This is a genomic window from Paraburkholderia phytofirmans OLGA172 (genome assembly GCF_001634365.1).
Classification (GTDB): domain Bacteria; phylum Pseudomonadota; class Gammaproteobacteria; order Burkholderiales; family Burkholderiaceae; genus Paraburkholderia.
On record NZ_CP014581.1, the window covers coordinates 23,800 to 36,096 of the forward strand.

16 protein-coding genes are annotated in these 12,297 nt (G+C 60.8%); all 16 read left to right on the forward strand.

What is annotated here, in order from left to right; genetic code table 11:
* Positions 1 to 5: 5 nt before the first annotated feature.
* The 16 genes from AYM40_RS37060 to AYM40_RS37135 all read left to right on the forward strand — a co-directional run bounded on the left by AYM40_RS37060 (position 6) and on the right by AYM40_RS37135 (position 12,275).
* Complete coding sequence (locus AYM40_RS37060; protein ID WP_063501252.1) at positions 6 to 821, forward strand: methyltransferase; 816 nt, start codon at positions 6 to 8, stop codon at positions 819 to 821.
* A 65-nt stretch (positions 822 to 886) separates the two neighbouring features.
* Positions 887 to 1,258, forward strand: a complete 372-nt coding sequence (locus tag AYM40_RS37065; protein ID WP_063501148.1) for a hypothetical protein — start codon at positions 887 to 889, stop codon at positions 1,256 to 1,258.
* 581 nt (positions 1,259 to 1,839) lie between these two features.
* On the forward strand, positions 1,840 to 2,124 hold the full coding sequence (locus AYM40_RS37070) for a hypothetical protein (RefSeq protein ID WP_063501149.1): 285 nt from the start codon (positions 1,840 to 1,842) through the stop codon (positions 2,122 to 2,124).
* Positions 2,121 to 2,606 carry a hypothetical protein gene (locus AYM40_RS37075; protein ID WP_063501150.1) on the forward strand — a complete coding sequence of 162 codons (486 nt, stop codon included), beginning with the start codon at positions 2,121 to 2,123 and terminating at the stop codon, positions 2,604 to 2,606. Before AYM40_RS37070 ends, AYM40_RS37075 begins: the two co-directional genes overlap by 4 nt.
* A gap of 3 nt (positions 2,607 to 2,609) precedes the next feature.
* Positions 2,610 to 3,203, forward strand: a complete 594-nt coding sequence (locus AYM40_RS43150; RefSeq protein ID WP_236721172.1) for a hypothetical protein — start codon at positions 2,610 to 2,612, stop codon at positions 3,201 to 3,203.
* Positions 3,204 to 3,315: 112 nt separating this feature from the next.
* Positions 3,316 to 3,804 carry a hypothetical protein gene (locus AYM40_RS37085; protein WP_063501152.1) on the forward strand — a complete coding sequence of 163 codons (489 nt, stop codon included), beginning with the start codon at positions 3,316 to 3,318 and terminating at the stop codon, positions 3,802 to 3,804.
* A gap of 585 nt (positions 3,805 to 4,389) precedes the next feature.
* Positions 4,390 to 4,743 (forward strand): hypothetical protein, encoded by a 354-nt coding sequence (locus tag AYM40_RS37090; RefSeq protein WP_063501153.1) that lies wholly within the window; start codon positions 4,390 to 4,392, stop codon positions 4,741 to 4,743.
* 3 nt (positions 4,744 to 4,746) lie between these two features.
* Positions 4,747 to 4,938, forward strand: a complete 192-nt coding sequence (locus AYM40_RS37095; protein ID WP_063501154.1) for a hypothetical protein — start codon at positions 4,747 to 4,749, stop codon at positions 4,936 to 4,938.
* Between the two features lie 9 nt (positions 4,939 to 4,947).
* Positions 4,948 to 5,319 carry a hypothetical protein gene (locus tag AYM40_RS37100; protein WP_063501155.1) on the forward strand — a complete coding sequence of 124 codons (372 nt, stop codon included), beginning with the start codon at positions 4,948 to 4,950 and terminating at the stop codon, positions 5,317 to 5,319.
* 574 nt (positions 5,320 to 5,893) lie between these two features.
* Complete coding sequence (locus AYM40_RS37105) at positions 5,894 to 6,193, forward strand: hypothetical protein (protein ID WP_158515393.1); 300 nt, start codon at positions 5,894 to 5,896, stop codon at positions 6,191 to 6,193.
* Positions 6,194 to 6,260: 67 nt separating this feature from the next.
* A complete protein-coding gene (gene bamE, locus AYM40_RS37110; RefSeq protein ID WP_063501253.1) occupies positions 6,261 to 6,647 on the forward strand; it encodes an outer membrane protein assembly factor BamE domain-containing protein in 387 nt (128 codons plus the stop codon).
* A gap of 105 nt (positions 6,648 to 6,752) precedes the next feature.
* The gene (locus AYM40_RS37115) at positions 6,753 to 7,172 is read left to right on the forward strand and encodes a hypothetical protein (RefSeq protein WP_137954139.1); all 420 of its coding nucleotides are present in this window, start codon (positions 6,753 to 6,755) and stop codon (positions 7,170 to 7,172) included.
* Between the two features lie 41 nt (positions 7,173 to 7,213).
* A complete protein-coding gene (locus tag AYM40_RS37120) occupies positions 7,214 to 7,408 on the forward strand; it encodes a hypothetical protein (protein WP_063501157.1) in 195 nt (64 codons plus the stop codon).
* 559 nt (positions 7,409 to 7,967) lie between these two features.
* On the forward strand, positions 7,968 to 10,265 hold the full coding sequence (locus AYM40_RS37125; RefSeq protein ID WP_063501158.1) for a hypothetical protein: 2,298 nt from the start codon (positions 7,968 to 7,970) through the stop codon (positions 10,263 to 10,265).
* Positions 10,266 to 10,952: 687 nt separating this feature from the next.
* A complete protein-coding gene (locus AYM40_RS37130; RefSeq protein WP_063501159.1) occupies positions 10,953 to 11,384 on the forward strand; it encodes a hypothetical protein in 432 nt (143 codons plus the stop codon).
* 630 nt (positions 11,385 to 12,014) lie between these two features.
* Positions 12,015 to 12,275: a hypothetical protein gene (locus AYM40_RS37135; RefSeq protein ID WP_063501160.1), complete on the forward strand. Its 261-nt coding sequence runs from the start codon at positions 12,015 to 12,017 to the stop codon at positions 12,273 to 12,275.
* Positions 12,276 to 12,297 lie beyond the last annotated feature (22 nt).

Below are 12,297 nucleotides of genomic sequence, written 5' to 3' on the forward strand. Positions count from 1 at the left end.
AGCATATGAAACTGACTAAGGCACAAACTAAGGCGATGGCAGAAGTGAACCGGCTTGTCGCCCTTGACCGTCGATTGACGGAGGATGAACGTCTGTTCGTACTCGAAAATTTTCAGGAAGGGGCGAATCACGATAACAGCGCGATGGGTGCGTTTTTCACGCCGTGGGGTCTCGCCCGCGATTTTTCCATCGAAGTGCCGAGCGGTTGTGACTCGATTGTCGACCTGTGCGCCGGGATCGGCTCCCTCGCGTATGCCTGCGAAGGAAAAGCGAAATCAATCGTATGCGTCGAGCGCTGCGCGGAATATGTGCGCGTTGGTCGAAAGGTAGTGCCCGATGCGGTCTGGATTCACGCGGACGTATTCGGCGACTGGTGGAAAGAGTTCGACCGGTTCGACGCGGTGATTTCTAATCCACCCTTTGGCCGCGTGAGAGCAGACGGTTACTGCGGCCGTTACAAGGGCGCGGAGTTCGAATACAAGGTAATCGAACTGGCGTCGCGCATCGCGCGATGGGGTACGTTCATTGTCCCGCAGATGTCCGCACCCTTTCGCTATTCGGGACAGCGGGACTATCAGGAGAGCATCGCTGAAAAGTGCCGGAAATTCCTGGATCAAACGGCGATATCGCTTGAGGCCAATTGCGGAATCGACACGGAGACGTATCGCGGCGATTGGCACGGTGTCTCGCCGGTGTGTGAGGTTGTGGTCTGCGATTTCGAATCTGTTGAACAGGAAGAGCCGGCACACGTTCCCACAGCGCAAGCGGTTTCGATGGCCCAGCCGCTAAGCCAGCTCGATCTGTTCGCGATGGCGGCCTGATTGAAGACGCCCGCAGTCTGGCGGGCGTGAACACCATGCAGTGATATTGCTCGAAAGGAGAAACCATGCCGTACCAGCAGATTTTCGTCAGTCCGGAGCTGTTCGCGGAACACAACGGCGTGAAGGTGTATCGCCGCTATCTTGATGATGACGTCGACCAGGGGCCGATGGAATACTGGTTCACGACTTCGTATGCGAAAGGCGAGGGGTCGGGCTTCAACTTCGATGTCAGGGAGTTGATAGAGGGTCTCCCCGTCGAAACAGACGAGGACAAAAGGCGGATCATCGTCGGCGCCCTTGATCGCGGCTTCATCAAGATCGCGGACGACAATTCGGGTCCGCAGCTGGAGGGGCGCTCAGAGGACGCGGACACCGAGGATAAACCGCTGGCACCGTTTCCCACGCCGGACCTGTTCAACCATTTCCCTGTCTTCTAGTTTCGTTAGATTGTCATCTGATTCCGACGCCGGCCGAGTGCCGGCGTTGTCGCTTCTGGTACCGCTGCTGCAATCCAGCCGGTACGCGGCATCTTGCGCGCCAGGCTGCGCCCGTCACGCAAGCTGACGACCTCGCGTCCCGGTGAACATGCACCCCCGCTCTTGGGACTGCGCCGCGTCCCGCGGGCTTGCCCCGGCGCGTGCCATCCCCTCCAGCCTCGCTGCCTGCAGCAGCTCGGTGAGCGCGCTCGCCGCGCGGGGCGTTTCGCTTCGTCGGGCAGCAGCTCTCTGTGCCGAATTCCCGTCCCCCTCGTTCGCCGTCCTTTTCTCGCGATCGTAGCCACGTCCTGCGCTGCGTCAAGGCGCGCGGGGCCGTGTCAGTCGCTGCGCTCCATCCCGCCCCACACCCCGCGCTTGAATCCTTGACCCAGCTCCGTCCGCGTCTCCTTTGATCGCGGGACGACGAACTCAGGGGAACGGCGGCAACGGCGAGAGACGCCGCCGACTCAGCAGAAACATCTTTCACGCCGGGACTCGGAATCTAGGGGCCCGGTCAGCTCAACCCGTAGGGAGAACGAGACATGTCCGATGCAGTGCAACCCATCGACTCGGCGACGCTTTCGCGCAAGCAGAAGCTGGCCATCATTTACCGGCACGAACACCGCGACTACAAGGGCAAGGCTGGCCCGCAATGGGGAAAGCATGCAGGCGAGAAAACCATCATGGTGAACGAGAACGGCGGAAGCGTTCTGACGTTGCTCGAAACCCTCAGCGATGAGCAGATCGCGGACAAGCTGCGGTATGCACTGAAGCTGGAAGCGAAGCGACTGGCGAAGGCCGCAGCCGGAAAGGCGGGCAAGCAATGAGCCAGCGCGCACCGATTGAAACCACCGTCCACGACCATGACGGCGAAGTACTGCGCTACACGTTGAAGGCAACCGGGCAGTCAAGCGAACGCCTCGGCGCTTGCGAGGTATGCGGCCAGCACGTCAGCGAAGTCTATTTGCAGCGGGGCATGAAGATGTTTGAGCGGCCTACCTCGATCGCTGCGCGCCGATTCGGCTGGACGCATCACGGCATGACGGATCTTTTCGGACACGCCGATTGTCTCGTCGTTCGGCGTAAAGGCGTGGAAGTCATGAAGGTGCCGACCAACCACGATGACGCGAATTTCCGGCAGGAAATCAACGGTGTTGACGTGCTGATCGGACGGGACGCGGAAGGCTTCAAGGCGTACATAGCGGACCGTTACGAAGGGCTGTTCACGACGTTGCTGCGCGCGTACCAGTTTGCGGCGACGGCTGCTAACCACCCCGAGCGCCGCCGACCCATCACCGCAGGACTCTAACCATTGGACGGGGCCGCCCAGGCGGCCCACGGAGCCTACATCATGAATGCACCCGCAAATGTTCTGGTGAGTTTTGCCGATCGGACAGACGCCGATTTTGACGGCTTGTCCTACCTTGAAAACGAGTTTTCCAATCACGGCATCGCAGCGACGTTGCGCCCACTGGATGACGCCGAAGCGGGACGCCTGCAACGCGGCGCCGCGCTACTGGCAGTTGTGCGCGACGCGGTTCGTCTCATGCCGCTGGGAACCGCAAAGCGCGCCGAGTGGCTTCAACGCGCATCGGACGCTTTGGCGGGCACACCAGAAACCGTCACGATCCCGACGATCGGCACCGCCCACCTTTCGCGTCCGACGCTCGACCTACTCGAAAGAGAGGGCGATTCGATCCCTTGGTGTTATTGCGGCCCGTATGAATTTGGTTTCTTTGTCTCCGTGCCGACTGCGGAGACGATCGCCATCATGCGGCCGTCCGAGCCACCGCCGGACGACCTCGCCGACTTGTGGGCCTGGGCACGCGGCGAAGGTTTTCAGTGGGTCAGGCTCGATTCGGACGCCGATCATGTCCCGAACCTACCTGTATTTGAGCATCCTTAACTGATGTTGTGGGGTCGATATCGACCCCGTTGGGAGAACGATGATGACAACCGGAACACGTCGAGTAACGCGCGGCGAAGCCGTCAGTCTCGAACCAAAATGGAAGGCGTTGATGCCTATCATGCTCGCTGCGCTGGAAAACGGCACAGAAGTGGGCAAGGCGAATGCGCGGCGCAGCCTGACAGAACTGGCCACGAAGGTTGATGCCGCACACGACATGCACAGGCGCATGCGTGCAGCGCTCGACGCGCTGGCAAAAGCATGGCCCAAGGCCTTTGGACTGACCACGGCTGAGCACAACGCATTGATCGAAGCAGCGGAGGTGATTGCGCTCACCGCACCACAACCGCTCGACTCGCGCGGCGATGGCAGTGAGGGCGCGCAACCTGAGACCAGGTTGAGTGCAAAGCTGGACGAGAAGACACGCGAATATTTTGAGTCGGTTCTTAGCAACGACGAGGCCGCGTCAGACGAGGAACTGATCCAGCTATTCGTCACGGAATCGGGCGTGTCACTCGACGATGCAACCGCCATTGTTGCGCGGCGGATGGACTTTCTGAACTTCATGCCGACGAACGAGCATCCCCGTCTCACGTGGTAGTCGCATCAGGTTGCACGTCCGACGCCGGCCGAGTGCCGGCGTTGGTGTTTCCGGTACCGCCGCAGCCATCCAGCCGTGACGCGGCACCTCGCGCGCCAGGCTGCGCCCGTCACGCAAGCTGACGGCCTCGCGTCCCGGTGAACACGCACTCCCGCTCTTGGGGCCGCGCCGCGTCCCGCGGACTTGCCCCGGCGCGTGCCATCCCCACCAGCCTCGCTGCCTGCAGCTCGGTGAGCGCGCTCGCCGCGCGGGGCGTTTCGCTTCGTCGTGCAGCAGCTCTCAGTGCCGAAACCCCGTCCCCCTCGTTCGCCGTCCTTTTCTCGCGATCGTAGCCACGTCCTGCGCTGCGTCAAGGCGCGCGGGGCCGTGTCAGTCGCTGCGCTCCATCCCGCCCCACACCCCGCGCTTGAATCCTTGACCCAGCTCCGTCCGCGTCTCCTTTGATCGCGGGACGACGAACTCAGGGGAACGGCGGCAACGGCGAGAGACGCCGCCGACTCAGCAGAAACATCTTTTACGCCGGGACTTCGGAATCTAGGGGCCCGGTCAGCACAAACCGCACCACCAACGACAAGGGGAAATGCCTTGGTAGAAAGCATCGAAGTCGGACCCGGCCCATGCGACGAAGAGTCAGCGGACATCGGCAAGGCCGATTTCCCGGAACGAAATCGGGCCGAGTGCAAGGCGTTCATCAATCTGATCAAACGCGTGCTCGGTGAGCCGCCCGAGGGGGCATTGCTCTATACCAAGAGCAACCACGGCCACGACTACGGCACCTATCGCGAGGTCGCGGTGAAGATCACGGCGACCAACCCGGATGACCGCGAGGCAGCGTATGAGTACGCATATCGGTGCGAAGGCAACTCGCCGACCGCATGGGATGACGAAGCCCGAGCCGAACTCGCGCAAGCCGGTTTTCCGGCCAGTGTGGAGGCCTGAGCCATGTTTCATACCATCGGCTACAAGGGACACTACATTCACCTGTCCTACGTCGATCGCGTCGAGAAGATCGAGGCGCAGATCGTTGACGCGTCCGGCGGATTCGTCCTGAAAAGTCGCCGGACGCTGATCGGCGCCAAACGCGCTATCACGCACCATATTCAGGCGAGCGGGACGCCCGCCCACTGCCGTTAGGGGAACGCTATGCGCTTCAAACGGCAGGAACGGTATGAGTTTCGCGACACTGGCCGCAAACGCGCTGCATTCGCGCGCAAGCAGCGCAAAGAGCGGGAGGCGCTCCCGCTTTTCGCGGACCAGATCGAGGCAGAGCAAATCACCGTTGATGAGGAGATGGAGCAGCGTCAACAGCAATGGGCGCGTCAGACGGTTACAGAACGAGCCAGACGCGCGGAGGATTGGCGCAGGGGACGCAAGCGGGTACGCGAGTATCCGGAACCCGTCCGCCGTGCATTGCTCGCCTATTGGCAGCAATGCAAGTGGCCAGCGGATCCGAGCTACTTCCTGTCAATGCTCCACATGTACGATAACAATCGCCTGTCGATACAGGTAGCGTGAGGCTACAGATATCCTCACGCTACAGATGGCGTTACGCATCCGACGCCGGCCGAGTGCCGGCGATTCTGTTTCCGGTACCGCTACAGCGATCCAGCCGTGACGCGGCACCTCGCGCGCCAGGCTGCGCCCGTCACGCAAGCTGACGACCTCGCGTCCCGGTGAACATGCACCCCCGCTCTTGGGACTGCGCCGCGTCCCGCGGACTTGCCCCGGCGCGTGCCATCCCCTCCAGCCTCGCTGCCTGCAGCTCGGTGAGCGCGCTCGCCGCGCGGGGCGTTTCGCTTCGTCGTGCAGCAGCTCTCTGTGCCGAAACCCCGTCCCCCTCGTTCGCCGTCCTTTTCTCGCGATCGTAGCCACGTCCTGCGCTGCGTCAAGGCGCGCGGGGCCGTGTCAGTCGCTATCGCTCCATCCCGCCCCACACCCCGCGCTTGAATCCTTGACCCAGCTCCGTCCGCGTCTCCTTTGATCGCGGGACGACGAACTCAGGGGAACGGCGGCAACGGCGAGAGACGCCGCCGACTCAGCAGAAACATCTTTTACGCCGGGACTTCGGAATCTAGGGGCCCGGTCAGCTTTGAACCGCCAACAGGAGGCAATGATGGTCAAGGAGGGGCGCTCCATCGCAAAGGCTATCGCAGCAGGCAACTATCACCAGATCACGGTGTACAGCACAACCGAATGCGGAACGCGACGCATCGTGCGCCATTACGATCCGCCCGCTTGCGAATCATTGGACGAGGTTGTTTCGTGCTATCGCGGTCTGTTCGGGACATTGGCCGAAGGCTTCACCGCAGAAGGTAGTCGCATTGCCGGTGGCTCGATTGGAGGCCGCTTTATTCAGGATGTTTGCGACGTGACGGAGCGCCTTCGATAGGGCTGTCACGCCGTGGATTGCAGTTGGTTTGCCGTTGCATCATTTCCATCACACAGGGGGCATCATCATGAAATCGCTTTTTCTCGCTATCGCAGTAGCAATGCTTTGCGCAGGTTGCGCAACGAGCGTCGGCAACGTCGCCATGAAGGAACAGAGCGCGGAGAGTATCAACGCGCAGATCACCGAAGGCAAGACGACCAAGGCCGAGATTCAAAGCACGCTCGGATCGCCGTCCAAGGTCAGTTTCAACGAAATGGGCGTTGAACAGTGGACGTACGAGTATGCCCGCTCGACCCCGAAGGCAATCAACTTTGTACCGATTGTCTCGGCCTTCGCACGCGGCGCAGACGTTCACAAAAAGCAATTGCTGATCTTGTTTGACGACGCTGGCCGCGTGAAGAAATTCACGTTCTCCGACTCGGTGGACGAGTTGAAGGCGGGATTGCTCGGATGACCAGAAATCACGGCGGGCGAGGGTGCAGCGCCCGCCAAACCTGAAAGGAGAATGATGAAACCAGCCGAAGTGAAAGGCCTTGCGAAGACGCTAGGCGGACCCGAAATGTCCGATATCGCGCCCGGTGTGCCGGTGGCAGTGCAAACCGCTGCGGGGTGGATGCCCTACGTTGTGGGAGCCGAGGGCGCGCTAAAGCCCGTTGGCGATGAACCGATGCCGACCAGTGCGGCAGCGCACGCATGCGCAATTGAGTTTTGCGCCAAGCGCTTCGCCGAGGTTCTGGCCGACTGGCTAACCCCAGCGGAGCAGGCAGTAGTGGTCGAGCGAAACAGAAGCCAGATGGACCCGCTAATTTGTCACTCCCACGACTTCTGCGACGCCAATATGGCGATGCTTGACGCGCTCCAGAGCGTCGGAATCATTAGCGAGACGTTTTCGAGCTTGCCCGAAGAAGCAATGATCCTTTGGTGTGCTGCGTGGGATGAAGCGAAGCGTAGCGGGTTCTATTTTGAGATTGCGGGCTGAGACTCGCCCTCGACCTGGCGGTTACTGAAACGGAGCAAACCTTGCAACTCGATACCCAGCGCATCCAGACCCGCAACCCCTTGGGGATCTTAGTCGTCTCGTTTAACGTCCTGCGCGACGGAATAGTGGTCGACAACGTCCCCACGCAAAGTCTTGCCTTCGAGCGCATGGATGCCATTTGGGCCAAACGCCCGGAATCCGAGAAGGTTGCCGAACAGCTTTACTCCGGCGACTAATCCCAGCATGACAGGGCACGCAGCGTCGCGCGCCCGCAGCTATCGTGCCGGGGCGCGGCACCTTGCGTTCCTGTCTGACGCCAGGCACGCAAGCCGCCCACATCCGCGCCCCGGAATCTCGAGACGCCCGCTCTTGGGGCTACGCCGCTCCGCGGTCTTGCCCCGGCGCGTGCCATCCCCTCCAGCTTCGCCGCCTGCAGCGGCTCAGTGAGCGCGCTCGCCGCGCGGGGCGTTTTCCCTCGCGACATACCTGCCTGCCGAAATCCCCGTCCCCTGTGTTCCCGTCCTTTTCGCGACAGTAGCTGCTCGCGCTTGCCGGTCAAGGCGGGCGTGACCGTGTTGTCGCTTCGCGACTGCCCGCACCACCTCCCGCCCTTGAATCCTTGACCGTCGCACGCTTCGCGCTCCTTTTGTCGCGGGACGATGAACTCAGGGGAACGGCGGCAGCTTCGGAAGGAAGCCGTCGACTCTGGAAAACAACTTAGGCCGGGACTTCAGAATCTTGGGGCCCGGCGGTCCCACTCAACCCGTAACACCTATCTTTTCTAAAGGAACCGCTATGGAAACCGTGAACGCCCAAGATGCCAACGTGAACGCAACGGACAATGCGCCCGCAGTTGAACTGCCGAACGCGCTAAGCGCAGGGTCCGGAATCGAGATGATTCCCCTCCGGTTGCTGGTCGCGTCGCCGTACAACCAGCGCCAGAAACCGCGCACCGAGGCGACCATCTTGCAGTTCGCGGACAACATCAGGGCGGTCGGTCTGCTGCAGAATCTCGTCGTTCATCCGATGAAGAAGCGCGCGAAGAAGGAACAGACCTACGGCGTGGACGCTGGCGAGACGCGTCGCCTCGGTCTGTTGGTGAATGTCGAGCGCGGGGATATCACGCTCGATCATCTGGTCCCTTGCAAGAAGATTTCGGAAGCGGACGCTATCCTCGCCAGCGCCACCGAGAATGACCTGCGCAAGCCCCCGCATCCGGCGGATCAGTTCATCGCCTACAAAGCTCTCACGGACCAAGGCCGCAGTCCCGAATTCATCGCGGCGGTGTTCAAGGTCACGCCGAAAACTGTGGCCGGTCATCTGAAACTGGCGAGCGTATCGCCAAAGCTGTTCGACCTCTTCGCGGACGACGAAATGGAGCTTGAACAGATTCAAGCGCTTGCGATGACCGACGATCATGAGACACAGGAAGCTGTGTGGTTTGGCGCTCAGAGCGATTGGGCGCGTAACCCCCGCGAACTGCGCGCCCGTCTTAAAGGCGACAAGCTGTCGCTGAATGACCGCATGGTGCGCTTCGTTACAGTCGAGGCGTATGAAGCCGCAGGCGGCATGGTCGAACGCGATCTCTTTTCGGAGAACGACGAAGGTTTCATTCTGAACCGCGACGTGTTGATGCGCGTCTTTGATCAACGAGTCGCCAGCGAAGTCAAAACCATCGAGGCCGAAGGCTGGGCTTGGGTCGAATCGCGCCCGAAGTTCGACTACGACGAGCATAACCAGTTCACGCAACTGTACGCCCAACCGGCCCCACTGAACCCGGAGCAACAGCAACACTTCGACGCGCTGCAAAAGCGCTACGACGAAGTCACGGACGCGCTCCAGGCGCATTACGACGTGGACGAAGGGGAGGACGGACATCTGAGCGACGAGGCCGTTGAAGCGCTCGAAGCTGAGGACAACAAGCTGGCTTGCGAAATCGCCGAAATCGAGGAACGCGAAGGTGAATTCACGCCCGCACAGATGCAGGTCAGCGGCGCTATCGTCTACGTGAGCCATAACGGTGGCCTCACTGTGCATCGTGGCCTTGTTCGCCGCGAAGATCGCGAGGAAGCGCGCACGATGATGCAGGACAGCGGTGTCGAGCTTCCACGCAGCATGACGAAGAAGGAAAAGGGTGTTCACTCGGAAAAGCTTGTCCTGAATCTGACCGCTCACCGCACGGCAGCGGTCCAGTCGGCACTCGCGATGAACCCGAATGTTGCGCTTGTCACCATCGTGCATAAGCTTGCGCTCGATTTCCTCTATACCGGCTATATCGACGGTGCGAGCGTTGTTCAGGTCAGCAGCAGGGAAGCGTTTAACGATATGAGCCGTGCCGCCCCCGAACTGGAGCAGAACGAGCACGCGCGCGGACTGCGCGAATACGTGCAGACGTGGCGCAAGCTCCTGCCCGCGAATCCGAACGAGCTTTTCGGGTGGCTCCTTGAGCAGCCGCAAGATCGCCTCCTGAACGTTCTATCGGTCTGCACCGCGCTGAGCATCAACGGCGTGAGCCGCAACGACGCCCCCAATGCGGTCAACGCAATTGCCGGTGCGCTTGACCTAAACCTGTCGGCCTACTGGCAACCGACCCGCGAGAGCTATCTGAACCATGTGTCGAAGGATCGCATCGTCGCCGTGGTCAGCGGGGTGGTCTCGGCGGAAGAAGGCAAACGACTCGCCAAGATGAAGAAGGGCGAAGCAGCGGAAGCTGCCGAAAAGTTGCTCGCTGGCAAGAACTGGTTGCCCGAATTCATGTCCGCAGCCGAAGTGCATCAGGTCCGCTATTACGCCAACGACGCGGACGATGATATGGACGAAACAGATGACGAACAGGGCGGCGACGCAAGCGGAACAGAGCTTGCCGATCACGTGGAAGCTGCGGAAGGCGAAACGTCCCACGTCAGCGACAACGCCGAGCCGTGGCACTTCCCGAAGGCGGCAGACTTCGCCCCACAGGGCGATGACGTAGACGCGGCACCGAAAAACGTCGTGCGCGCCATCGGCACCGCACCCGCTCTCAACCCTGCCGCAGCCTGGCCGTTCCCGCCGACCAACCCCGCCACATTCAAGGCAGTCCAGCAAGCAGCCTGATACCGACTCTCTCCCCTCGGGTCTTCGGACCCTTTAGCCCCGCTTCGCAGCGGGGTTTTTTTTCGCCTCAATGCAGGGACGTGGTTCCCGGGTTCGTCACGCCCGAAGTGCGCCGCGGCTTTCCTCCGGTACGCGCCTGCCGGCGCTACACACCGTCGGAAAGCCGCGGCGGGAATGGGAATCGGCTTTGCCGACCGAAGGGGGAACCCCGTACCGGTTCCCCCTTGGAACCCCTTCCCCCGGCCTGTCAACGATTGCGAAATATAAATTGTAGTCAGTCCGCGAAGTGATTAAAATATAGATGTCTGTTCGCCAGCGAACAGACAAAAAAGAAAACCACACGAAGAAAGCCCGAGGATGACCAACCTCTCCGCAACAAGAAACGAACCGACGCGCGCAGCAATCACCGCTATCGCGGTGACGCGCGCGCGTCGCATCGGTGCTTCATCCGTGAACTATGTGCAGAGCATTCGCACGACTCTGCCAAAGACGTTCCGATTGCGCGCGCTTCGCTCCCCCTGTCGAGATACAGGGGGCGATATGGATCATGTGCAGCAGAACGTAGGCTTTGTTGTCCCACAGAATGCTAATCGCATGACTCTGCCGCACGATCCTTCATTCGCTGAACTGCGTTCTGTTCCAGCCCGTTCCAGGACCGTGTTTCTGCCGACTGCCTGACTTTTGCCAATGCTCAGTTCGATCGTATTTGCTTTCCTTGCCGGACGTCTTTCGACACAGACTGAGCCATCGCCCGCAGTCGTGAAAGTAGCGTGGCGCCGAGTGCCCCGGTCCGTCGTTCTCGAACTGTTCGTCTGGTCACTCGTGGCTCTTTCGTCCGGCGCGCTAATCTGGATCGTTGCGCCGTTTGTGGTTGCTGTCGTCCATTTTTTTAGTCCGGTGCTCGCTTCGCATCTGAACTTTGTTGCACCACAGGGATGCTCGGTCGCACAAGGCAACTGGTTCTTGATCAAGCGTGTGATGCTTGGCTATCTTGCGTTGTCTTTGATTTGTTTTGTTGTATTTGCATGCTGGTTTGCTGCTGCACGCCGGTTTGAATCGAGGTCCGGAAAAATATTGCCGCGCTGGTCAGTGATCCTTGATGAATCGGAACATGACTGACACGTCTTTTCCGGGGCGTCTTTGCGTTGCAAAGACCGGCTATGTTGCGCTACGCCCGCAAACAGCGCGGGCTAAGCGTCGAGCCTCCGCAGGAGTCTCGCCCCTCTCCCTGCGGTCGGGGCTGCCAGCGCCTCGCCGATCGGTCGCTACGCTCCCGAAAAGTCTCACCGTGCGACCGCTGTGCTTTGTTGTTGTTGTTGTCGTTGTTGTGCCTCGGAAGCAGTACCTTCGCCCCGCTCGCGCGGGGCTTTTTTTTCGCTGCGCTCCTCGTTCTTCCGAACGCGCTGTTGAGTCGCGCCTGCAGCGCGAGAAGGCGCTCGCCGCGCGGCGCTTAGCCTCGGTCGATCTCCGTGCCGAAACCCCGCCCCCTGTTTCCCCGTCCACCACCGCGACAGTAGTCACGCCATCGCAGCGGTCAAGGCGCGCGGGGCCGTGTTGTCGCTGCGCGACTGCCCGCACCCACCCCGCGCTTGAATCCTTGACCGCTGCTCATGCGTGCCTCTTTTTGTCGCGGGACGAGGAACTCAGGGGAACGGCGGCAGCTTCGAAAGGAGCCGCTTTCTCGGCAAAGCACGGTACGCCGGGACTCCGAATCTAGGGGCCCGGTCAGCGCAAAAACAGGGGGTAGTGATGGATCAGCAGGCACTCGACAGCACAGAAGTCATCGTTCAGCACGACGGACCGGAATTCATTGTCCGGACCGAGTTTCGCACCGAAGTTCATGACGATGCAGACGCTGAAACCCAAACCCTTCTCTTTACGCTTTCCCGTGACGCCGATATCGAGGCGATCAAGCAGGCGTTGAGCATTTATCGGCGTGCGTTTCAGAAGGGTGTTGCTGAAGGTCGCCGCGCCAAGCTCGCGGAATTCCGCGTATGGCTTTCCGAATAACCTCACAGAGTCGAACCTGACA